This window comes from Leptolyngbya sp. Cla-17, from assembly GCF_016807185.1.
Lineage (GTDB): Bacteria > Cyanobacteriota > Cyanobacteriia > Leptolyngbyales > Leptolyngbyaceae > ULC077BIN1.
In genome coordinates, this window is record NZ_JAEVYN010000001.1 from 465,804 (window position 1) to 487,537 (window position 21,734).

The 21,734-nt window shown below is 48.1% G+C and carries 20 protein-coding genes and 1 tRNA gene; 11 read left to right on the forward strand and 10 right to left on the reverse strand.

Annotation, left to right across the window (positions count from 1 at the left end; translation table 11 throughout):
• Window positions 1-476 precede the first annotated feature (476 nt).
• The 3 genes from JOY44_RS02255 (at window position 477) to JOY44_RS02265 (ending at window position 3,351) form a co-directional block, all read left to right on the forward strand.
• A complete protein-coding gene (locus JOY44_RS02255) occupies window positions 477-983 on the forward strand; it encodes an NYN domain-containing protein (RefSeq protein ID WP_245404902.1) in 507 nt (168 codons plus the stop codon).
• Window positions 984-1,193: 210 nt separating this feature from the next.
• Window positions 1,194-2,846, forward strand: coding sequence for a 2-isopropylmalate synthase (locus JOY44_RS02260; protein ID WP_171572128.1), 1,653 nt, complete (start codon window positions 1,194-1,196; stop codon window positions 2,844-2,846).
• A gap of 85 nt (window positions 2,847-2,931) precedes the next feature.
• Complete coding sequence (locus JOY44_RS02265) at window positions 2,932-3,351, forward strand: peptide chain release factor 1 (RefSeq protein ID WP_171572129.1); 420 nt, start codon at window positions 2,932-2,934, stop codon at window positions 3,349-3,351.
• Window positions 3,352-3,355: 4 nt separating this feature from the next.
• Here the strand turns inward: JOY44_RS02265 and JOY44_RS02270 are convergent, their stop codons facing one another.
• Complete coding sequence (locus tag JOY44_RS02270) at window positions 3,356-3,628, reverse strand: hypothetical protein (RefSeq protein ID WP_171572130.1); 273 nt, start codon at window positions 3,626-3,628, stop codon at window positions 3,356-3,358.
• A gap of 86 nt (window positions 3,629-3,714) precedes the next feature.
• Window positions 3,715-4,902 carry a SpoIID/LytB domain-containing protein gene (locus tag JOY44_RS02275; protein WP_171573648.1) on the reverse strand — a complete coding sequence of 396 codons (1,188 nt, stop codon included), beginning with the start codon at window positions 4,900-4,902 and terminating at the stop codon, window positions 3,715-3,717.
• Window positions 4,903-5,392: 490 nt separating this feature from the next.
• On the opposite strand from JOY44_RS02275, the gene JOY44_RS02280 reads away from it, so the two are divergent.
• Window positions 5,393-6,352, forward strand: a complete 960-nt coding sequence (locus tag JOY44_RS02280; protein WP_171572131.1) for a ribonuclease Z — start codon at window positions 5,393-5,395, stop codon at window positions 6,350-6,352.
• 385 nt (window positions 6,353-6,737) lie between these two features.
• Window positions 6,738-7,394: a cadmium resistance transporter gene (locus tag JOY44_RS02285; protein ID WP_171572132.1), complete on the forward strand. Its 657-nt coding sequence runs from the start codon at window positions 6,738-6,740 to the stop codon at window positions 7,392-7,394.
• Window positions 7,395-7,639: 245 nt separating this feature from the next.
• Here JOY44_RS02285 and cobU read toward each other — a convergent pair whose 3' ends face one another.
• Window positions 7,640-8,194 (reverse strand): bifunctional adenosylcobinamide kinase/adenosylcobinamide-phosphate guanylyltransferase, encoded by a 555-nt coding sequence (gene cobU / locus JOY44_RS02290; protein ID WP_171572133.1) that lies wholly within the window; start codon window positions 8,192-8,194, stop codon window positions 7,640-7,642.
• Between the two features lie 124 nt (window positions 8,195-8,318).
• On the opposite strand from cobU, the gene JOY44_RS02295 reads away from it, so the two are divergent.
• Both JOY44_RS02295 and JOY44_RS02300 read left to right on the forward strand, forming a co-directional pair.
• Window positions 8,319-8,903: a hypothetical protein gene (locus JOY44_RS02295; RefSeq protein ID WP_171572134.1), complete on the forward strand. Its 585-nt coding sequence runs from the start codon at window positions 8,319-8,321 to the stop codon at window positions 8,901-8,903.
• An 87-nt stretch (window positions 8,904-8,990) separates the two neighbouring features.
• Window positions 8,991-10,490 carry a type IV pilus twitching motility protein PilT gene (locus JOY44_RS02300; RefSeq protein WP_171572135.1) on the forward strand — a complete coding sequence of 500 codons (1,500 nt, stop codon included), beginning with the start codon at window positions 8,991-8,993 and terminating at the stop codon, window positions 10,488-10,490.
• A gap of 30 nt (window positions 10,491-10,520) precedes the next feature.
• Here the strand turns inward: JOY44_RS02300 and recJ are convergent, their stop codons facing one another.
• From recJ to JOY44_RS02320, 4 genes are read right to left on the reverse strand one after another with little or no spacing between them, the layout of a single operon-like run.
• A complete protein-coding gene (gene recJ / locus JOY44_RS02305; RefSeq protein ID WP_171572136.1) occupies window positions 10,521-12,896 on the reverse strand; it encodes a single-stranded-DNA-specific exonuclease RecJ in 2,376 nt (791 codons plus the stop codon).
• A gap of 2 nt (window positions 12,897-12,898) precedes the next feature.
• Window positions 12,899-13,477 carry a GNAT family N-acetyltransferase gene (locus JOY44_RS02310; RefSeq protein WP_171572137.1) on the reverse strand — a complete coding sequence of 193 codons (579 nt, stop codon included), beginning with the start codon at window positions 13,475-13,477 and terminating at the stop codon, window positions 12,899-12,901.
• Between the two features lie 12 nt (window positions 13,478-13,489).
• Window positions 13,490-14,365 carry a PD-(D/E)XK nuclease family protein gene (locus JOY44_RS02315; RefSeq protein ID WP_171572138.1) on the reverse strand — a complete coding sequence of 292 codons (876 nt, stop codon included), beginning with the start codon at window positions 14,363-14,365 and terminating at the stop codon, window positions 13,490-13,492.
• Window positions 14,362-14,940, reverse strand: a complete 579-nt coding sequence (locus tag JOY44_RS02320) for a PAP/fibrillin family protein (RefSeq protein WP_171572139.1) — start codon at window positions 14,938-14,940, stop codon at window positions 14,362-14,364. Before JOY44_RS02320 ends, JOY44_RS02315 begins: the two co-directional genes overlap by 4 nt.
• A gap of 49 nt (window positions 14,941-14,989) precedes the next feature.
• Between JOY44_RS02320 and JOY44_RS31240 the strand changes: the two genes are divergently transcribed.
• The 4 genes from JOY44_RS31240 (at window position 14,990) to JOY44_RS02340 (ending at window position 18,365) form a co-directional block, all read left to right on the forward strand.
• Complete coding sequence (locus tag JOY44_RS31240) at window positions 14,990-15,391, forward strand: DUF3134 domain-containing protein (RefSeq protein WP_197984897.1); 402 nt, start codon at window positions 14,990-14,992, stop codon at window positions 15,389-15,391.
• A gap of 125 nt (window positions 15,392-15,516) precedes the next feature.
• Window positions 15,517-16,608, forward strand: coding sequence for a phospho-N-acetylmuramoyl-pentapeptide-transferase (gene mraY, locus JOY44_RS02330; RefSeq protein WP_171573650.1), 1,092 nt, complete (start codon window positions 15,517-15,519; stop codon window positions 16,606-16,608).
• A 158-nt stretch (window positions 16,609-16,766) separates the two neighbouring features.
• A tRNA-Ser gene (locus tag JOY44_RS02335) sits at window positions 16,767-16,858 on the forward strand.
• 169 nt (window positions 16,859-17,027) lie between these two features.
• The gene (locus JOY44_RS02340; protein WP_171572140.1) at window positions 17,028-18,365 is read left to right on the forward strand and encodes an ABC transporter substrate-binding protein; all 1,338 of its coding nucleotides are present in this window, start codon (window positions 17,028-17,030) and stop codon (window positions 18,363-18,365) included.
• 14 nt (window positions 18,366-18,379) lie between these two features.
• On the opposite strand, the gene JOY44_RS02345 is transcribed toward JOY44_RS02340, so the two are convergent.
• From JOY44_RS02345 to JOY44_RS02355, 3 genes are all read right to left on the reverse strand, one after another.
• Complete coding sequence (locus tag JOY44_RS02345) at window positions 18,380-19,141, reverse strand: hypothetical protein (protein WP_171572141.1); 762 nt, start codon at window positions 19,139-19,141, stop codon at window positions 18,380-18,382.
• Between the two features lie 336 nt (window positions 19,142-19,477).
• On the reverse strand, window positions 19,478-20,422 hold the full coding sequence (locus tag JOY44_RS02350; protein WP_171572142.1) for a serine hydrolase: 945 nt from the start codon (window positions 20,420-20,422) through the stop codon (window positions 19,478-19,480).
• A gap of 430 nt (window positions 20,423-20,852) precedes the next feature.
• Window positions 20,853-21,527, reverse strand: a complete 675-nt coding sequence (locus JOY44_RS02355) for a glutathione S-transferase family protein (RefSeq protein WP_171572143.1) — start codon at window positions 21,525-21,527, stop codon at window positions 20,853-20,855.
• Between the last annotated feature and the right edge of the window lie 207 nt (window positions 21,528-21,734).

Sequence of the window (21,734 nt, forward strand, 5' to 3'; positions counted from 1 at the left end):
TATTAGAGTACGGTGTTACTGGTTCATCTCATATTTCATCAGCGAAATTTCAACAGTAAAATTTTATTTTTCGTGATTGTGACACACTTCTTCAAATTAAATCGGTAGAATCTTTAGTAATCCTTGAAAACTTCGTAACTGCAATTTTCTAAATAGAAAGAGATAGGCCTATTTTTCAAAACAAGCTAAGTTCATCTGATTAAGGAAATAATTAAGCGTCAAATTATGTGGATATTGGTATTACTCAATTAATAGCTTGCAATTAAAGATACTTCAACCATACTGATTTCGTAAGTTTTGGAGAAATATATTGTTCCAGACTTGCTTTAGTTACAAAGCATACATTTCTATCTTTTGTAGATATAAATTGGCTCTATAGGTTGCTACTGAGCAGTTCTAGTTACTCTAAATTAACTTGTTACAATTAGTCATTAAAATATTTAACTTCTAGGTTTTGATTTTTTATGAAGTATTCGATGAACCGTCTTTCTATTTTTGTAGACGGTAACAACATGTTTTATGCTCAGCAAAAGAATGGGTGGTTCTTTGATCCAAAGCGCGTTTTAGAATACTTTACCTGTGAAGCTGACACTGTTTTAGTCAATGCATTTTGGTACACGGGACTTAAAGATTTGCAAGACCAGCGAGGTTTTCGCGATGCTCTAATTAGCCTGGGTTATACCGTAAGAACCAAGATTTTGAAAGAGTACTATGACGATAGTTCGGGGCGCTACTCGCAAAAAGCGAACCTGGATATTGAAATCGTGGTGGATATGTTTAATACCGTCGATCAATACGATCGCGTGATTTTATTTAGCGGGGATGGTGACTTTGAGCGGGCGATCGAATTACTTCGCGGCAAAAGCACGCACATCATCGTCGTTTCCACTGAAGGAATGATTGCGCGCGAACTTCGTAACGCCACTGATCACTACATTGACTTAAACGATATTCGCAAAGAAATCGAAAAAACTGATTTATAGAAACTTTGTCCCACACAATTTAAAGAATTAGTCTTAGAGACATAATCATTCAAGCAAATATTTGCTCTTAACCATCCAAGATACTGAGAGAAATATCTAATTTATTTATTGAAAATGTGATAAAAATCCTTGAATTATTTCTAACCCGTTTAAAACAAGCGGTAGGCTAGTAATTAGAACGATTGTTTATGTAGGACTCTTGCTCAATTTATGGACACTCAGCTTCAGCCCGACCGGATTATCATCTTTGACACCACACTTCGGGATGGCGAACAATCTCCCGGTGCAACGCTTAACGTGGACGAAAAGCTGGCGATCGCACGGCAACTGGCAAGACTGGGTGTTGATGTGATTGAAGCAGGGTTTCCTTACTCCAGCCCTGGCGATTTTGAAGCGGTTCAAAAGATTGCTCAAACGGTTGGCATTCCGGATGGTCCGATCATTTGTGGGTTAGCACGCGCTAATCGACCGGATATTAAGGCAGCCGCAGAAGCGGTGAAACCTGCGGCTCATCACCGAATTCATACCTTCATTGCCACCTCCGATATTCACTTGGAATATAAGCTGCGGAAAACCCGTGCTGAGGTGAAAGCGATCGCCGCAGACATGGTTGCCTACGCAAAATCCTTCGTTGATGACGTGGAGTTTTCGCCCGAAGATGCAGTACGTAGCGATCCTGATTTTCTCTACGAAGTGTTGGAGCAGGCGATCTCTGCCGGTGCCACCACCATTAATATCCCCGATACGGTGGGTTACACCACTCCCACAGAATTTGGCGCACTGATTCGCGGCATTAAGGAAAACGTCCCCAACATCGACCAGGCAATTATTTCCGTGCATGGTCATAACGATTTGGGTTTAGCCGTCGCCAACTTCTTGGAAGCGGTGAAGAATGGCGCACGCCAATTAGAATGCACCATCAACGGCATCGGCGAACGGGCTGGAAATGCAGCATTGGAAGAATTGGTAATGGCACTGCATGTTCGACGGCAGTACTTTAATCCGTTCTTGGGTCGTCCGGTTGAGTCAGAGAAACCCCTGACAAAAATCGATACGCGCCAGCTCTATAAAACATCCCGGTTGGTTTCTACGTTAACAGGAATGCTGGTGCAGCCGAATAAGGCGATCGTCGGTGCCAACGCATTCGCCCACGAATCTGGCATTCATCAAGATGGCGTGTTGAAAAACAAGCTGACCTACGAGATTATGGATGCCCAATCGATTGGCTTAACCGACAACCAAATTGTGTTGGGTAAATTGTCGGGTCGCAATGCCTTCCGCACTCGGCTGAAAGAATTAGGCTTCGATTTGACGGATCAAGATCTAAATAAAGCATTTGTGCGCTTTAAGGAATTGGCAGACAAGAAAAAGGAAATCACCGATTGGGATCTAGAGGCGATCGTGCATGATGAGACTCAGCAGGCACCGGATTTATTTCGATTGGAACGAGTGCAAGTGTCCTGCGGTGATCATGCCTGTCCGACAGCAACCGTGACCCTAAGAACGCCTGATGGTCAAGAGCGAACGGACGCTGCGATTGGAACGGGACCTGTCGATGCCATCTATAAAGCAATCAATCGCGTGGTGACAGTGCCAAATGAATTGATTGAGTTTTCGGTGCAGTCGGTTACTGCGGGAATTGATGCGATTGGGGAGGTTACGATTCGGCTCCGCAATGGCGATCGCATTTTCTCGGGTCACTCCGCCAACACCGATATTGTGGTTGCCTCAGCTCAAGCGTATGTCAATGCACTCAATCGGTTATTTTCTGCCTTACAGCAACAAGAACCGATTTCGGCTCAGAAAAGCGAAATTTCTGTAGAACCAGTTAAGGTTTCGGAAGCAACCCCTGTACAGAGCTAGTTCAATTTTCGCAGTGAGCATTTAGATGTAAAGATGCTCACTGTGATGAATAAAACTGACCCATTGTGGGCAAAGGTTGAAATAGATGGGACCAATCGAGCAGTTCAAGCGCTTACCTTGGCGATCGCTGACTCAGGCGGCCATTATTGTGGTTTTGGTCGTGACACTATTGGAGTTTGGCATTGCGTTTGGGCTGCAATTTCCTGAAGTCAATGCCGCCCTACGGCTATTATTTAATCCTCCGTTGGGCTTGCTGACTGAATGCGCGATCGCTTTTGGGCTGGGAATGCTGGCAGTCATTGCCTTAGAGCGCATGGATCGCTCCAACATTCGCGCGGGTAGCCTATGGGGCTTAGTGCTCTGCGTGGTCGTCGCATTTTTGATTAAAGGATGGTTACCGATTGGCAACGCCTTGTTTAGAGTAGAGCAACTTCAACTAGGTGGATTGCTAGTCGGCATCTTTTGGCAAGGTCGTCCTTATTGGCGATCGTTTAAACAATGGTAAATGCCTAAGTTGAGCCTTCGTCGGATTGCTCAAACGCATTTACCAGCCGTTCTAAGTTATCCGTTAGTCGATCTAACCGCTTCAGCGACTCTTCCTGCACTTCAGCCAACGTTTGCACCGTATCACTCAGGGCGAAAAGTTGGTAGCCCTGCTGCTGGACTTGATTTGCCAAGGAATCCACCCGTTCTGATAGGCGATCAACTGTTTCTACGGTCGCTAAAACTGCTTCACCAATTTGTTGAACGATTGCCTCTAACTGACTTTCTTGCTCATCCACCTCAAACTTCTCACTGCTAAAAAGTTACCCTATTGTGCGACCCAGAACCGTCAGGTAGCCAAAACTACGCATCTTCTTAAGGCTGATTACTTCTGAAGTTTGGCAAGAATTGTATTTTTGTAATAATGCAGAACAATTTGTTGATAGCCGACTCCGCGCTGTGCCAGATTGTGAGCACCCCATTGGCTCATTCCAAGCCCATGACCATAGCCCCCACCTTTAATTTTGAAAGTAGAATTCGCCTGTTCCTTGCTCTTGGTTCCGGCTACAGCGCCATCTGACAATACGGTGAATTTTGTGCTCTTCAACTGTAGGGCATTTCGTAACGCGTCTCCCGTCATTGTACGAGTTCCCGCATCGCCCACAATTCGCATGGTTCTCACCCGTCCATAGGGCGTGGTCTTCTCTGGTTCCATAGAAATAATATTACCGACTCCTGTGATCCGGGCACTCAATTCACTGCGAGAAAAAGTTTTTACCCATTCATATTCTGGGGAACCCTGGTCATAATCCGGCACAGCCTTGAGGTAAGGCAAGGGGCGCGTCCAAACGTTTTCAACGTTTTCGGTATGCCCACCGGATGCCGAGTGAAACACTGCCTCAATGATTCGTCCCTGGTGAGTGAGCACCTCTCCTGCTGTGGCATTCACCGCAGTTTGGGTAGAACCCGTTTCATCTAAAATGCCTTTATAAACTTGCGATCTGACCGTGTCGCCCACATCGTATAGGCTGTTTGCTTTAGTCTGCCGCTGATACAAAGCATAGGAGCGGGCAACAACGGCTTGGGCTTTTAAGGATTCGATCGGCCAGGAGGGGAATATTTCTCCGCCCAAAACACTGTAAAGATATTGTTCCAGGTCAACATAGTTCACTGCGGTTAGCCCTTTGGCAGTGGGGATAACGCAGGTTTTACCGCGATACCAGCGATCGCCAATAAACACATATCCACCCCCCGTCGGCTCAATCCAAATTTGGGTCGATTTCCAGCGATCCACTTTAACTTTGCCATTTTCGGATTGGGCAATAAAGGCATTCATCGCTGCAATTTCGCCTAAGTCACGCCCAGCGCTATCCCGCACCAATGCCCGTGTAGAACTGCCAACGGTCACTTGGGGCACCGCTTCTTCAATGCCAACACGCATTTCTACGCTTGCTTGAGCAGGAGCTGCGATCGCAACACAGCACGCTATAGAGAACCACCAAGTTTGCTTACCAAACTGAATCAAAGAGTTTTTGTAAAATAGCAAAGTCTGGGGGAAACCTTTTAGCTGCATCTGTTTAATTCTCCTCATATCTTGTGGATTGACTGTTTGCGTTCTCTTTAATCGTTAAAACCCAAACAACAGACGGCAAACAACAATCAACCGTTGCCTAGAAAATCTGATTGATTAAAAGGTCTAACTGAAACTCGACCCAAAACTCCCTCAGGCTTTTTTCCAAACCTTTACGGCAACGTTGCTTAATGTAACTCAATTTCTTTACACAGGAGCTTTTTGATTCACCGGAAGATCTGACTTCATGGAATGAGTGGATTTAGGCTCATTCACCAGATATACGGTGACGTTCTGAAAATATTGATTAAAGCAACCTCATCTAGCGTTCCAAAAAGCTTTGTAAAATTTCTTGAAGCTATCAAAGCGCCTTGACCTTGTAGGATGCTCCTTTCTATCCAACTAACGAGACGCAAATTACGGTCACTTTGCTCCCAACTATTGCAAAAATGTCACTATAGGTTAGGTCGGCAGTGAAGTAGGAACGAGGCTCGTGCAGATTACTTTTCTTGGAACCAGTTCTGGAGTGCCGACACGAAGCCGCAATGTGTCAAGTGTCGCGCTGAGACTCCCCCAACGAGCTGAAATGTGGCTGTTTGACTGTGGCGAAGGCACTCAGCACCAGGTGCTTCGCAGCGAACTAAAAGTCAGCCAATTAACCCGCATTTTTGTCACTCACATGCACGGCGATCATATTTTTGGATTAATGGGTCTGTTGGCAAGCTGCGGTTTAGCTGGAAATGTAAAACACGTTGATATCTACGGTCCGCCGGATCTAGAGGAATATCTCAAAGCTTGCCGTCGTTATTCTCAAACTCATTTTTCCTACCCTGTGAAGGTCCATACCGTCACTCCTGGCGTGGTTTACGAAGATGAAGAATATACAGTAAGCTGCCAATTGCTCAAGCATCGGGTGCCTGCTTTTGGCTATCGGGTGATCGAAAAAGATCAGACGGGACATTTTGATGTGGAAAAAGCCGCCGCTTTGGGTATTCCATCGGGTCCACTCTACGGCAAGCTCAAGCGGGGAGAACAGGTTGTGCTGCCTGATGGCAGGCGAGTGAATGGGGCAGATTTTTGTGGGCCGACTTTAACTGGGCGTAAGCTGGTGTATTGTACCGACACTGTTTTTTGCGATTCAGCCATTGAGTTGGCACAAGATGCGGATGTGCTGATCCATGAGGCAACTTTTGCTCATCAAGATGCAGAGCTTGCTTATCAGCGGTTACATTCCACTTCGACAATGGCGGCGCAAGTGGCTTTGGCAGCCCAAGTGCAGCAGTTGATTATTACTCACCTCAGCCCCCGTTATGCTCCAGGCAATGCGATTGAACCAAAGGATCTGTTGATGGAAGCACGATCGATTTTTCCAAACACAGAAATGGCGGCAGACTTTCTGACGGTGAATATTCCGCGCCGACACCAGCGCAGCCTGTCGGCGCGGAAGAATTAGGAACGGTATATGGGTAATACTGGGGCGATCGCTGAGCCACATATACACATCTGAAAATATGCGGAAAGATTCTGCCTATCCATCCAAAACGGCTTACTATACGGAAAAATTCCGCCTATCTAGCTGATTAGATGTGTTACACGGAAACTTTCTATCTATTCACCCATTTCGGGGTGTTATGTGGAAACTTTCTCTCTAATAGTAGTTAGACCGCTGAATTATCAGTGGGGCAGTGATTTGAGGTGCATCTGTTAAAAGTTAGCGTCCAACCTTCTTGAGTTATTTACTGATAAGGCTAGATTTTGAGATGGGCAGTAGGGAGGGATCGCAGTATCAGCGTTAGCAAATCAAGACGATACTGATACTTCTGTAATAATTTTGATTCATGAATAAGATTTTTCTGGCGGTCATTGAGGGAGGCATTGCTTTTGCTGCTACTAACGTAGATGACTTCGTCATTCTGCTGCTATTTTTTGCTCAGGTTAACGCGACGTTTCGCCCCCACCATATCGTTAGCGGGTCATACTGGGGATTTGCCGCACTCATTGCCTTAAGCTCAGTTGGCTTTTTCGGTGGATTGGTCGTATCATCTACATGGATTGGATTATTGGGAATTCTGCCGATTATTCTTGGCATCAAACAACTTGTGCAACGAGAACAAGAAGATGCACAAGTACAAGATGTGACTAATGAATCTTTTCCCCGATCCAATCGGCATCCATTAGTAGTAGCGCTAACGAAATTACTTCATCCCCAAGCCTATAAAGTTGCAGCCGTCACCTTTGCTAACGGTGGGGATAATATTGGGATTTATGTACCATTGTTTGCAGCAAGCGATGCAATAGCATTAGGAGTTATTCTGAGTGTCTTTTTCCTACTCAAAGGTGCATGGTGCTATACCGCTTATCGGTCAGCTCAGAATTCTAGGATTGCTTATGTTTTAGCTCGATATGGTCGTACAGTTGTTCCGTTTCTTCTAGTTGGCTTGGGGTTATTTATTCTATGGAAAAACGGTACATTCGATTTATTAATTGGGGAGTGAAAAATCAGTATTCTGCGATTGCGCGATCTAACAACCATGTTGCAGCGGACGGTATCAAGATCTTGTCAGGGATGCAAAGGTACTCTGCTGCCGCTGACCAGGAACGTTATCTCGTCAGACCCGAAAGCAAGGTTAGGTTCTAGATGAGTTTGCCTTTGGAACGGCAAGGAGTATGAGGCAAGTTTGAAGAGTCGAAAGTGTTAGCTGTTGGCAAGACTTTGCAAGCGATCGCGAGTTGGGAAATCTCAGCGTTGAATTGTGTCCTTCAGCGATGTGCCTAGCTGACTCAAGTTCAATGCATAGCCAGCAGTGACGAGGTAAGTCGTATCCGCGATCGCGCTGATTTGGCGGGTGAGATGACCCAGGCGATCGCGAAAGATGCGTCCCAAAGGATAGGCAGGCACCACTCCCCAACCGGTTTCTTCTACCACCAAAATGACGGTATTAGAAGTAGATTGGAGGCTGGCAAGCAGAGTTTGCGCTGTTTTTTCCCAGTCATCTTCAGGTTGATCCAAACAGTTTGTTAGCCAAGTACCCAAAGAATCCACCAGCAAACAATGGGCAGCGGGTGCGGTGTGAATTGCTGCTGCCAAGTCAAGCGGCACGGGTTGGGTGAGCCAGTTTTTTGGACGGCGATCGCGGTGACGTTGAACTCGCGCTTGCCACTCCAGATCGGTTGGGTCGAGTTGGGATGTTGCCACATAGATCACCGGGTCACTGACTTGAGCGGCTAATTCTTCTGCCCATTCACTCTTACCCGAACGGCTCGGTCCGGTGACCAAAACGAGATTTCTTGACATAAACTCTAGAAAAGTGTTGAAAATTGTGCGTGATATAGTCTGCAAATAGCCAATTTGAGTGTTTACTATAAGCGGGATGGTTTAAAGAATTGATGTTAGTTTCGGAATAAGAGAGTAGGTTGCAATGAAACCAGATCTGAAACGAATAGAAGCCGCCCTCCAACAAATGGATGTTCACACGGTAGAACAATCTCTATTTTCTGAACCGTGGACAACAGCAGCCCATCTATCCCTGCCATTTTACTCGGCAGATGACAACATTGCAGTAGAGGAAGCGATCACAGAACCTCTCTCTATGCCCTTTGCTACACCGCCCTCTGCAAATTCCGCTTGGAATTTACCAGTCAATGCTGCTTTATCAGTCAGCTTGTTGCAGGAACTGCAAACAACCGTAGGCGGTTGGCAAACCGTTTTGCAAACGATGACTCAGCAAATTCAAGCCATCTACGCAGAAGGACCCATGGTAGACGGATGGATAAAAACAGAGGAAAATGGCGGTGGCTATCAACTCTGCGGGATTAGCGAAGCAGGGCAACCCTGGGTGCGTGATTGTCCGGCGGAGCAAGTGCCCGATGTGAGTTTGGCGATCGCTCGCTATCAACGCTTTCAACAGATCCTAAGCCGTAAACGTAAGCTGGAGAGCCGCCTAGCTCAATTGACCGAAGTCTTAATCGAGCTACATGGACAGGTGCTTGACTCAGACCCTTAATTAACGAACCTTAATCAACCACAGCCTCGCATCGGTTAAAAGAGGCTGTGGCTCTATTTATTGCTTCTCATATTGCATAACACCGCTATGACTGCCACTCAAGTTTCTGCTGCACCTCAGCTTAATACTCCTACTTCCATCCGGCAGATTATACAAGATGCCTGCGATCGCTGTGCCTCCGTGATTTATCTGCAAATTGGTCGCCCTCCGTTTTATCGAATCAACGGCGAAATGCTACCCCAAGGGCATTTTTCTACAGTTACTGCCGATCTGTTTCAGCATTATCTCCAGGAAGTGCTTTCGCCCCAACAAATTCAGCACTACGCCACCACTCGTAAGTTAGATAGCGAGGCGCGAATTCAGGGATTTATGCAAGGGCGAATTATTTGTGCGCCTACGGCTCAGGGAACTGATTCTTTGCGACTTTATAGCATCGTTTTAGACGAACCAGATGTAGAGGTTTTGAAACACGGCACCGTACGCGGCATGGTGGAAGATGCCTTTAAGCAAAAAGCCTCAGACATTCATCTGCAAGTTGGCGAAGCACCCCGATTTCGGATTCAGAGCAAAATGGTGCTTCAGGCATCCTATGGTCGGGTGACGATCGCCCAGTTTGAAGAGTTTTTGGTTGAGCTGCTTACTCCCGCCCAGCGCGAAAAGTTTCAAGCCCATCAAGAGTTAGATACGGCTGTTTTATATGAAGGGTTAGTGCGGTGTCGAGTCAACTGCGCTCAGTCGATGATGGGCGGCTCCATGGTACTGCGATTGATTTCATTAGACGTGCCGACACTGAAAAAGCTGAACTTGCCAACTGTGCTCGGTTACTTAGCGGAAGAACGACAGGGTTTAGTGTTGATTACTGGATCAGTCAACTCCGGCAAATCGACCTCTTTGGCGGCAATGCTGCGGCATGTGAATGACTTATATCCTCGTAAGATTGTCACCATTGAAGACCCAATCGAGTATGTGCATACGTCAAATCAATCGTTGTTTACTCAGCGTGAAGTTGGGCTGCACACTCAAGAATTTAAGGATGCACTGCGAGCAGCGCTGCGCCAAGACCCAGATATTATTCTGATTGGGGAAATGCGCGATCGCGAAACCGTAGATACTGCCATCCGCGCTTCCTTAACCGGACATCTAGTTTTAGGCACCCTGCATACTAAAGGAGCCGTAAATGCTGTCAAACGTCTGCTGAACTTCTACAGTCCCGAAGAACAGGAAAACGTTCGCATCCAAATTGTGGATGCCCTGAATGCGGTGATTGCTCAAGCCTTGGTGCCGACTACCCAAGGCGGGCGGATTGCTGCTCTGGAAATTATGGTTAACACAGCAACCATTCGCGACTATTTGCTAAAAGGCAATTTTGATGAGATCCATTTGCTGATGGAAGAAGGGGTGGACAGCAGCCAAACCCTTAACCAGGCAATATATGACCTGCATGAATCAGGCACAATCAGTACAGCAGATGCGCTATCGGCATCCCTAGCTCCCGATGATCTCGCTTATATGCTAAAGAACTTTGTTCGTCGTTCAAGCCGTTCAGGGTTGATGACGACCGATTACAACAATCGTTCTGCTTCTTAAAGAAGGAGGCGGATTCCTCCACTTCTCATATCAACCTTGAAAGCTCGCTAGGGCGCGAATCACCGTGATAGGGACTTGACAGAAGTATTGACGACGAAATTGATCTTCTCTGACAGCGTTGAGAAAGTCTTGAACCGCTTCACTCAAGACTGAGGTAGATTCTATGGACGGCGCGCTTCCCGTAGGAATTGTTTCACGAATCGCTTCGCCCGTAATTGCAAAGGCTTGGTCTTGATGCTGAACTTCAAAATTGAGTAGGGCTAGGGTTTTGAATCCAAGCTGTAAGGCGTGATCGCTTAGTTCCAACTTATCTAATAATTGTTGACGAGTCGCGGTCTGTCCGGTACGGCTGAGGTACTTGGCAATACCAACCAGGGTTTGCCAAATAATCATAGGCGGTTGTGGCGTTGGCAGCGTGTAAGCGATCACCAGCGATCGCTGCTCCTGTTGGGCGCGCCGAACCCACACCTGAAATTCTGTCCAGCTAGTGGGAACTTGCCGCAGCACTAAAGGCATTCTTCCAGCGACCTGCTGCTGTTGCATATTGGCGGCAATGGTTGTCTTATCCAATCCCCGCCAATCCAGCAAATCATCTGCCAGCATAGAATCTTGAGTCTGCATGGATTCTTGTGGGCGAACCGCCACAATCCGCACTTCATAGCGACGCTCATAGGTATTGCTGTCTAGCTCCACCACCAGATCACAGCGTCCCTGAGGAATTTCATCGCGATAGTGCCCCCACCACACGCCCGGAAACGGCTGCTCTGTGGAATCATCCCGCAGTTCAAACTCCGTTTTGATATATTGCACCTTGCCACCGCGCCGATCCTTGATGTTCTTGTTCCAGGCTTTTTCAAACCAACAGTTTTGAATCAGCAGCTTTGGGCTGGGATTACCCATACCGCACGGTTCTAGCAGCTTTAGCTCTTGAAACAACTCCTTGCCAAGCTCAGCGACTGTCACGGTTAGATCGATTTGAAGCGTAGGGGCGATCGCCCCTGTTTCTATCTGCCGCAACTCCTGATTAATCGACTCTGCAAACAGCAGCACGTTTTCTACAGGTAAACTTAGCCCTGCCGCAAACGGATGCCCGCCAAACCGATGCAGCAAGTGCGCCTGTCCCTTCACCAGTTGATACAAATCGATATTATTCACCGAACGAGCAGAACCACGGGCAAGAGGGGTGCGGAGCGCAGAGTTTGAGGTCTGGGGTTCTGTGCTAAGCAAAATCGTGGGTCTGCCATACTCTTGGGCGATCTGTCCAGCGACAAGACCCAATACGCCAAGTTGCCATTGCTCATCGGCAAGCACAATCACGCGGGTCGTGGAAAGATCGAGTTGGGTCAGCCGTGCCGTGACTTGCTGCGCCACTTCTTTTTGCAGAGCTTTGCGACGAGCATTGGCAAGTTCTGTCGCTTCGGCAAGCTGGGTACAGAGGTGCGCGTCTTGGCTAGTCAGCAGTTCTACACAAAAATGGGCATCACCTTGAATACGGCTGACGGCGTTGATGCGAGGACCCAGACCAAAAGAAATATCGGTGGGGCGATCGCCGGTGCGCTTGCAAAATTCCAGCAGTTTTGCCACACCAGGGCGGGTCATGGTGATCGAATTGCTCTGTTTCTGCAATTGTTCGATGCCTATCTGCGCCAGATACCGACAGTCGCCCTTCAGTTCCACTAGGTCAGCAATCAGCCCGATCGCCACCAGATCCAACAGTTCAACTAAGGGTTTTTGCGGCACCTCCGGCAATGTTTCATATAGCGCCTCCACGAGCTTGTAGGCAACCGCCACACCCGACAAACTCGCCAGTGGATGAGTCGCTTCTAGGTAACGTGGATTGATAATGGCGACAACCGGGGGGCGATCGCTGGGCAGAGTGTGATGATCGGTGACAACCACGTCCATGCCAAACTCACGGGCGATCGCAATTTCTTCCAAATTCGTGCTGCCCGTATCGCAAGTCACGATCAAGCGACAGCCCTTGGTATGCAGATATTCCAGCCCTTGCCGAGATAGCCCGTGAGATTCCGTCAGGCGATTGGGAATGTAGTACAGCAAGGTTTCCTGCGGCGTAAAAAATTGCCCCAAACCATCCCACAACACCGACGTGGCAGTCACGCCATCTGCATCAAAATCACCCCAAATCGCCACAATTTCCTGATTCCGCCGCGCCTGCTTTAACCGCGCGATCGCGTGATGCATTTCCTCACCAAAGGCAAACGGACTTGTCGGCACATACTCAGCCGGATTCAAATACCCTGCAAGTTGGTCAATATTCTGAATGCCGCGCTGCCAAAGCAACTGTGCTAAGTATCCCTGACTCGTCGGAACGATTTGCTTTACCGCCGCCACAAACCAATCTGGTGACCCAGATGTTTGAACGTGCCATTGAATCGCTTGGGGCATCACTAAGACTTTGTAGGACGACGGGGACGTTTCCAGGCTTTGCGTTCTGCTTTTTCGCGCTCGTAGGCAATTAGCTTGCCATAGTATTCATGCTTACTGAGATCTATCGATAGAAATACATGCTTGCGATTATTGCCAAAACCCTTGCGCGTAAAGAAGTTGACGGCTGGAGCATTTTCTGGGTCAGTATCCATCATCATGAACCGGGCCCCATCATCAATCATCCGCTCGACTAGCCTATCTACCAATGTATCGGCAACGCCACGCCGCTGGAAGGCTGGGTTGACACCGAGCCAGAGAATATAGCCATAGGCTAAAGAGGCTTTGGTGATAATGGTGCCGAGAATGAATCCCGCAAGCTGGTCTTGAATTTCGGCAACAAGGCAATATTCTGGATCGGTGTTGTATAGCCCAATCACTTCCCATTGATCCCAAGTGCGGTAAATGTAGGGATAAAGGTCGCTGGTAAATAGGGTGTCGCCCAGATGATAGACCGAGGCAATATCGTCAATGTCCATGTCTCGCACTAGGCTGGATAACACTTCATAGTCTTTCGGTTTATCAGTAATGTCATTAGTCATAGAGTTTCATATCTAAAGAGGAACTTCTTGAATCTTAGAAATCTCAAGTAGCGTCAGTGGGTCAGCAGGTTTGAGGGGTGACTGATCAGGCTGGGCGCGATGCCGCAAAGCGGATCTTTCAAGAGAATCGCCGCCGAAGCATCGCGGAAAAAAGTTACAGCGATCGCATTCTCGGTTTACAGGTCCCAACTGGGGGAGACTTTCTCCATCGGCATACTGGTTCAGCCAATCGGTCAACTGTTGCAAAATCTGTGTCAAATCTTGGTGAGTGTGATTGTGCTGAGTGCGATCGTAGGAAAACCGCAAACTTTGGGGCATAGCATCATCCTGGGTTCCTTGAAAAAACCAGTACACCATCGATAGTTGCTCAGGGTCATAGGGGCTGGTTTCGGCTAAACCGTAAAGATACAGCCGGGTTTGCCAATTTTCTGCCAGGTGGCGAGCATTTTGAGGGCGAGGATAGGTTTTCCAATCCAAAATTTTGGATTGGCGATCGCCCGATAGCAGCAAGTCATAGCGCATCGTCAGCAGATAGCCTTGGGATTCTAAGGTGCGCTCATGTTCCGCTTGCTGAATCGAGGCGGAATCGCTATCTGGCAGTGCCAAAATTTCAGAGGAGGCTGCTTCAAAGGCTTTAAACCATTGATCAAGTTGAGGATCTGCTTGAGTTAGAGGCGCGATTGGCAATCCAAGCTGCCATTGTTGCAACAATAAATGAAACTGTGCGCCCTGGGTTTGGCGTTCTTGCTGCTCAGTCGAGTTGGGAGAACTCAGTTGATCGAGAAAAGCATACTGAAATTTGCGTGGACAGGTAGCCAGCAGATTCAAATGTCCCTGAGATAATCGAATGGGAGACGATCCAAGTTGAGGAAACGTTGAGGGAATCATTTTGTCAGCACAAATACACTGCCTTCGTTGCCCCGTCCAACGCGCAAATTCTCGTCTAAATAGGTGCTATCTAGCCAACCGCTTTGGTCGCGGTTGATGGTGAAATCGATCGCGGCAAACTTCTGCCCTGCTTCCATCTGTTGAATAAATGCGCTGGGCGACTGATATCCAATGAAGCGCTGCAATCCCAGTACTGATCGCTCAAATGTCACATCTACGCGCCGCTCAGAAACGGGCTTAAATCGAGCCGACACGCTGACAATACCTTCTGCCCAAGGCACCCCAGCAACTTCCGCAATGTTATAGAGTCTGGCTTCCTTCACCCGAATGCATTGATAAACCTGCCCTAGCTTAATCAGCGGGAATTGGTTGATGCCCAAAATCCCGCGACTGGTAGTGTAAAGTAGCCGCCAATCTCCATCTAAAAGAGCTGCGGCTTCCAGGGGACGAGGGGTAGGATTGCGATCTTCCAGTTGGGCAATGTTCGCCAAAATCGCTTGCTTTTGGGTTTCGGTCGCCAGCAAGCCTCGATTAGTGCCCGCGATCGCATTTAGAAGTTCTAATTTACCAAGCATTTTGTAGGATTCCCATGATGGGGACAATAACCTTATGGAATACTGATAGATGGGACAAAATCTTGCAATTTCATTGAAGAGTGATACACTCTTGGTGTCTTTTTCGCATTGGCTTGCTGCCTTAAGCGAAAGAGAGCGAATTGGCTTGCTAGATTCAGTATCCTTGCAATCTTCAGTATACTGGCAGCTATTTTTTGGAACAAACGGGCGTATGACTTACAATCCTTCTCTGCATGAAGAACCTCGGAGCCAACGGGCAAGGGTTCTACCTCAAAGACAATCTTCTTCAATTTTGGGCTGGTTGGAAGCAAGCGGTCGTCTGTTAGCTCGTGAAAGTACCGACTTCGACTACGGCGATAACGAAGAAGAAATTAATGCCTTAATGGCAGGCGATGATAATACGAATGATTTTGATGATGATGACGACGAAGAGCTGGAATTAGAAGATTAATTCTTGAATCTAAATTTAAGTAATCTTTGGAAATGGTTGTGAGTTTTTGATCCCCCGAAGCAGCTAGCTATGCGGCTTTCGGTCTGGTCAAAGGGGTACGGTGTGTGGAGTGGAGTCAAACGCTTGTGGATGCCAAATTATTCTATAGACCGCTTTTTCGACTATCTGGAACGCTGTTGTTGGGAGTGCTAACAGTAAGCCTGAGTATGGCGGCATTGTACTTAGACTGGACAGCAGGGCGATCGCCCTTTCAAATCCAGTCTCTGACATTGCCTTTGTGGATCTGTGCCTTAGCGACTGCAGCCCTTGGATTTTCTGCTGTGCCCATGCTACAGGCACTCAAAGCAGGGCAAAGCATTCGCGAAGATGGTCCCCAATCTCACTTGAAGAAAGCCGGAACCCCAACGATGGGTGGCATTTTCTTTATTCCGGTAGCATTAATGGCTGCCCTTGCCTGGTCAAAGTTTTCACCCGCCGTGGTGGCAGTGGTGGCGCTGACGTTTTCCTACGCATTCATCGGCTGGCTGGATGATTGGCAAATCATTCGGCATAAGTCAAACAAAGGGATTTCTCCCCACATGAAGCTAGCTATGCAGATTGGCTTTGGTGGGGCGTTTTGTTTGTGGGCAGCGCTAACGCAATCCCCTAATATTGCCAATCTGACCCTACCGTTTGGCCATCTGCTGCCGCTGGGCTTGCTGATGTTTCCTTTGGGTTGGTTCGCCCTGGTTGCCGAAAGCAATGCCACCAACCTCACTGATGGATTAGATGGTTTGGCAGCAGGAACCGTGGCGATCGCCCTCTTAGCTTTGGGCGCACTTGTTTCTTCCACTCCCGACTTGATGGTATTTTGCGCTTGCCTCAGTGGCGCTTGTTTAGGCTTTTTAGCTCATAACCGAAATCCTGCCCGTGTTTTTATGGGCGATACAGGTTCTTTGGCGCTGGGTGGCGCGCTGGCAGCCGTGGCAATTCTAAGCGGCAATCTATTGGCGCTGTTGATTTTGGGTGGTTTGTTTCTGGTAGAAACCCTGTCGGTTATTGCCCAGGTGAGTTACTTCAAAGCGACAAAAGGACCCGATGGGATTGGCAAACGCTTATTCAAAATGTCGCCCTACCACAACCACTTAGAGCTTTCAGGTTGGGCTGAAACTCACATTGTCGGCGTGTTTTATCTGATGGGCGGATTGCTAGCGTGTCTAACGTTGACAGTTTTTTAACGATTTGGCTTCTCTTAAACTCGGGGAATGCACATTGATTTGAAGAAGGAGCGATTCCCATAGGGATCATTTCATGAATCGCGCTCCTTCTTGATTTAAAACATTCATCATCTCTAAATTCTGAGATCAAAATCTGTTATTATTGTTCTTCAATAGCTGGAGAGATGGCTGAGTGGTCGAAAGCGGCAGACTGCTAATCTGTTGTACGAATCGTAAGACCGTACCGAGGGTTCGAATCCCTCTCTCTCCGTTGATTAAATACATTTGAGTTTGTCAGGGCACCTACAAGAGATTGTCCTGACAAATTTTTTGTTCTGAAACGTCAAACCTCTTTTTGATTTTCTTAATAATTTTTTCAAAAATCATCCATTTATCGATATTCTGAATGGACGTGGAACCATGAGGAATTTGACACTGCAATGAGTAATTTGGCATCAACATATCGCTTCAACCTTCGGAAAGCCTTCGCTCTGGCAACGATAACTCTGGCTACTGGCATGATCACGGCTGCCTGCCAAGATCAAAATCCTCCCTCTGGATCGCAATCTGGCTCGACCACTACTCAATCCTCAGCAACCGGAGAGGCTCAAAGCTTAAAAATTGGCTCTTTGTTGCCTGCTACGGGTGATTTATCTTCAGTGGGGCAACCAATGTTGGCAGCGGTGCCTCTGCTGGTCGAAACCGTAAACCAATGCGGCGGCGTGAACGGAGCAGCGATCACCCTCGTGCCAAACACCGATGACCAAACTGACCCCACCGCTGGAGCGGATGGCATGACCAAACTGGCAGAAGTGGATAAGGTAGCGGGGGTCGTAGGTTCCTTTGCTAGCAGTGTGTCTTCTGCCGCAACGCCGATCGCAGCTCGCAATAAAGTGATGCTAATCTCTCCTGGTAGCACTAGCCCCGTATTTACAGAGCGTGCTAAAAAGGGCGACTTTCAAGGGTTTTGGGCGCGTACAGCACCACCCGATACCTACCAAGCCCAAGCCCTGGCAAAATTGGCATTTGACAAAGGGATCAAAAAGGTTGCCACCGTGGTGATCAACAACGACTATGGCGTGGGATTTGAGAAGGAATTTGTTGTCTCATTCAAAAAGTTGGGCGGCACGGTCACGAATGAAGCTAAGCCCACCCGCTACGATCCCAAAGCTACCACTTTTGAAACGGAAGTTCAGGCAGCATTTAGCGGTCAACCGGAAGCAGTCGTCGCGATCGCCTATGCCGAAACAGGCGCTTTACTCTTAAAAACCGCCTATGAGCAAGGCTTAAGCAAAGATGTACAGCTTTTGCTTGCCGATGGCTCCAAATCAGACTTGTTTCCTGGGCAAGTTGGTAAAACTAGTGATGGCAAATTTATTCTAGCGGGTGCTTTGGGCACTGTGCCCGGTGCCGATGGCAAAGCCCTCGATCAGTTCGTCAAGCTGTGGCAAGCAAAATTCACTAAACCTCCTGTACAGTATGCTGCCCACGCCTGGGACGCTGGAGCATTGCTAGCACTATCTGCTCAAGCTGCTAAAACCAATACCGGGGAAGCCATCAAAGGGAAATTGCGTGAGGTCGCCAATGCACCGGGTGTGGAAGTGTCTGATGTCTGCAAAGGCTTGAAGCTACTGAAGGAAGGTAAAGATATTAACTATCAAGGGGCAAGCGGCAACGTAGATGTGGACGGAAATGGTGATGTCATTGGCGTATACGATGTGTGGAAGGTAGAAGCCGATGGCAAACTAACAACTGTGGGTAAGGTCAAGCCTCAGTAAGATGTTGAGCTAGCCTAGCGACCAAAGGTGTAGGCAATTCCAAATACTAAGCCGACATCTAGACCACCAGCAGGCGCGAAGTTAGCAGCGGCAGTTGCAGTCAGGCGATCTGTAATTGGAAAATCTAGTCCGCCTGTTACTATAAAATCAACTGCCTCATTCCGGGTTGAAATGGCAATTCCAGCACCAACATAGGGGTTAAACTGAATTGCCCCGGCGGACACAAGCGGAAAGTCGTAGGTGAGCGGCACAAGAAATGTAACTGCGTCTGTCACAAACATCGCTGGGCGAACAGAGGCAAAATCAGTTAGAGCAACTTTACTAAAAGCAGCAAAGCTCGTATTACCGATCGCCGTATCGCCTGTCACCCCAATGTTCACTCCCACTCCCACATAACTGCGTCCATTCAAGCTCAGTTTTCTGGGAGTCACCGCCGCCTGTTCTGTTGCAGGGGGCGTCTGAGTCAACGCAGGTGTCTGAGCAACCTCCAAGGATGATTGAGTGACGAGTGTTGTAGCAGAAGTTGAGGTCGTTCCGGGGACGGGAGTCAACAGTTCATTGGCACTAAAATTGTCGGACTCAAGCAGAGTTTCTGCCTGAGGCGCTACTGATGAATCTAACGGAGTGACATCGACAGTTAATGGGGAGATCTCACCGATTTCAGCGGGCGATGGATTAACAGGGTCGCTAGCGGATGCAGCCTGGGCAGATACTTGAAGGCAAAAGGTAGTTAAGGCAGTAAGTATAAGAATACGTTGAGCTAAGCAGAATCTCACGGTATGAACTCCTCAAATTTAAGGTAGGCAGAGCACGGACATAATGTTGATCTAGAAAGCTTAGGACAGTGCTGCTGGGGCAAGCCTGCAACAGCCTAGGTCAGCTTTCTAACAGTGGTTGATACACCCCCATGGCAACCACCGCAACCGGACAAATGGGAATTTGTCTTTAGTTGAAATTGATAAATTTATCTCTAGAAAAAAACTAACCTTTATTCAAAGGTAAATTTAGCTTTACCAGGACACTTTATTAATCGGTTCTAGAATATTAGTTGAACCGAGGAAAGTTCACATCTGTCGCGAGAAGTAACGATCTCCGGCGTTTGCAAAAGCTGTTTAGTTTGAGAGCGATCGCATCGCTTCAGCGATCTGATGAGAGACAAACGGCAGGATAGACTCATTACTGCTATGTTGCTTGCCTTCGGTGAACACGACGAGCAGGTAAGGATTGAAGTCGGGCAGTTCAATGTAAGCGGCATCATGTCGAACGCGGCTCATCAGTCCAGCTTTAGAACAAACACACGCATTCAGCGGTAATCCACCCCCCAAGAAACCCGTCACTTGATTCTCCGGGTCGGCTAGTAGGTCTTCAGGTTGCAGCGATCGCCGAAGTAACGCCATCATTGACTGCGATCGCGCCGAAGAGACTGCCACTCCACCAACAATGCTGTGCAGCAAGCGTGCCGTGGCGATCGCGGTCAGCCAATTACGGTTTTCCATCATGTCGCCATAAAAAGCGCGTTCGCGCCCATAGGGACCATCACACCAAGTTTTTTGGCAGACGTTGATGGTTTTCAATTCCTCCCAGCCAAAGGACTGAAAGTAGCGATTGATTAAATGGCGCTGCTGCTGCCACGTTTCAAAGGGACCTGGTGCAAGCGCTGGTCCGCTGGTCGTTCCAGTCAACACATCTACAATCAAGCCGGTGGCATCGTTGCTGGAATCCACTATCATGTCCCGGATGGCGCGATCGAGTTCGGCTGAAGGTTGCGCCATGCCTCGTTCTAGCCATTCATGCATCGCCACTAGATAAAACAACTTGACCACACTGGCAGGATAAATCGACTCCACGCCGCGATAGCTATAACCACGCGGCGAATATTTCCAAAACTCTTCCGGGGTGAGTGCACCGCCCGTATTGATCGGGGCAGGCAGGTCATACACCAGCCAAGTCAGAGCAATCTGGTTTTGCGCCAACGTTGAAAATGCTTCCCAGGTCGCGGCTAGGATGCGATCGCCGAGTTCTTCTAATTGGTCGTCTTTATGAAAAAACACGCTCATTGCCCTGTCGTCTCAACATCATTTTGCAGAATTGATGGTGCGTTTCCCATCGATTTATCACACCCTTGTCTCTTAAACTCGCATTATCACACCCTTGTCTCTTAAACTCGCAGGAGAGACTTAACACTCTCAAGCCTAATTGCCTAGATCTAAAGAGCCTCTCTGCAACTATAGGTTAGCCTTGGCAGGCGGGACAGAGCAACGGGAGTTTATCCATGGTGAAACCACTCTAATCAACCAGAATAGCGCCCTGTAGACAACTGCCCTCTCAAAATTAGGAGCACACTCAAGCAGCAAGTCGTGAGTTGAGGCTTCGACATCTGCAAAGCCAGCTTCTTGCAGCGGTGCTCAAGGACGAGAGCTGAGTCAAGACGAAGAATGCCAGTAGGTCAGCGGGATTTTCTACGCGATCGCATGTTTTCGTCCATTGTTATTCCTCTAGCCCAGGAGGCAATGGCTCTCCACAATGGTGATGCACCTCGACAATCCGGGCAAATAGCCAGGGGTAGGTTTGACGGTAATAGGGAATCCGTGCCAACGGACTTAGCAAGGCGGCGGCGGCAATATCTGCCACACTGAACTGATTGTTTACTAAGTAGGACTGCTCGTGCCACCGATGCGCCAGTTCTGTTAAGGCGATATCTAAGCGTTTGGTCGCCAAATCTACAGCGGCTGCATCAATTCCATACTGCCATCGGACCACCTGAATGACTAACTGACTCGAAAGGGATGGGTCAAGCTGCTTGCCCTCGCGCGATCGAAACTGGTAGTAAACAAACCGAGCCGCCACGCCAATGCTTTCATCTAGCCAGTCCTCCACCATACAGGCCTGGGATTGCAAGATTGGATCGGTTAGCTCATAAGATGGCTGTGGCTGATAGGTTTGCAAAAAGTGAAGGATTTGAGTAGAGTCTGCGATCGCCTCTGGTAATCCCTCCTGTTCAGGAAGCAGTACGGGCAGCGTCGTCAGCCCGGTTAATGGCTTCAATCGAAGGGCATGTAAACCCGGTGTCAGATTTTCTACGGTGTAGGCAATCTGCTTATAGCCCAGTGCCAATCGAGCTTTACGGCAATAGTGCGAAGTACTGAACTGAAGAAGCTTCATAGGGTAAGCGTAAGCTAAAGGAAGAAGAGATTGGGGAACCCTTAAAGAAAAATCGCTCAGGGTTTACTGCCACTATTTAATTAGTTCAGGGTTTTAGCATGGATGGTTTGATAGCTTACACTACAAACTTTATCGAACATCATCCAGATGATGGAGAAGAGTTTCTATCTCAAGATAGAGTTTTTTCCAGATCAGCCTGCTTTTTAG

What these genes read in the sequence shown, in the direction of transcription:
- JOY44_RS02255 (WP_245404902.1), top strand. Translation starts at nt 477, where the DNA reads ATGAACCGTCTTTCTATTTTTGTAGACGGTAACAACATGTTTTATGCT.
- JOY44_RS02260 (WP_171572128.1), top strand. Translation starts at nt 1,194, where the DNA reads ATGGACACTCAGCTTCAGCCCGACCGGATTATCATCTTTGACACCACA.
- JOY44_RS02265 (WP_171572129.1), top strand. Translation starts at nt 2,932, where the DNA reads ATGGGACCAATCGAGCAGTTCAAGCGCTTACCTTGGCGATCGCTGACT.
- JOY44_RS02275 (WP_171573648.1), bottom strand. Translation starts at nt 4,902, where the DNA reads ATGCAGCTAAAAGGTTTCCCCCAGACTTTGCTATTTTACAAAAACTCT.
- JOY44_RS02285 (WP_171572132.1), top strand. Translation starts at nt 6,738, where the DNA reads ATGAATAAGATTTTTCTGGCGGTCATTGAGGGAGGCATTGCTTTTGCT.
- cobU (WP_171572133.1), bottom strand. Translation starts at nt 8,194, where the DNA reads ATGTCAAGAAATCTCGTTTTGGTCACCGGACCGAGCCGTTCGGGTAAG.
- JOY44_RS02295 (WP_171572134.1), top strand. Translation starts at nt 8,319, where the DNA reads ATGAAACCAGATCTGAAACGAATAGAAGCCGCCCTCCAACAAATGGAT.
- JOY44_RS02300 (WP_171572135.1), top strand. Translation starts at nt 8,991, where the DNA reads ATGACTGCCACTCAAGTTTCTGCTGCACCTCAGCTTAATACTCCTACT.
- recJ (WP_171572136.1), bottom strand. Translation starts at nt 12,896, where the DNA reads ATGCCCCAAGCGATTCAATGGCACGTTCAAACATCTGGGTCACCAGAT.
- JOY44_RS02310 (WP_171572137.1), bottom strand. Translation starts at nt 13,477, where the DNA reads ATGACTAATGACATTACTGATAAACCGAAAGACTATGAAGTGTTATCC.
- JOY44_RS02315 (WP_171572138.1), bottom strand. Translation starts at nt 14,365, where the DNA reads ATGATTCCCTCAACGTTTCCTCAACTTGGATCGTCTCCCATTCGATTA.
- JOY44_RS02320 (WP_171572139.1), bottom strand. Translation starts at nt 14,940, where the DNA reads ATGCTTGGTAAATTAGAACTTCTAAATGCGATCGCGGGCACTAATCGA.
- JOY44_RS31240 (WP_197984897.1), top strand. Translation starts at nt 14,990, where the DNA reads ATGGGACAAAATCTTGCAATTTCATTGAAGAGTGATACACTCTTGGTG.
- JOY44_RS02340 (WP_171572140.1), top strand. Translation starts at nt 17,028, where the DNA reads ATGAGTAATTTGGCATCAACATATCGCTTCAACCTTCGGAAAGCCTTC.
- JOY44_RS02350 (WP_171572142.1), bottom strand. Translation starts at nt 20,422, where the DNA reads ATGAGCGTGTTTTTTCATAAAGACGACCAATTAGAAGAACTCGGCGAT.
- JOY44_RS02355 (WP_171572143.1), bottom strand. Translation starts at nt 21,527, where the DNA reads ATGAAGCTTCTTCAGTTCAGTACTTCGCACTATTGCCGTAAAGCTCGA.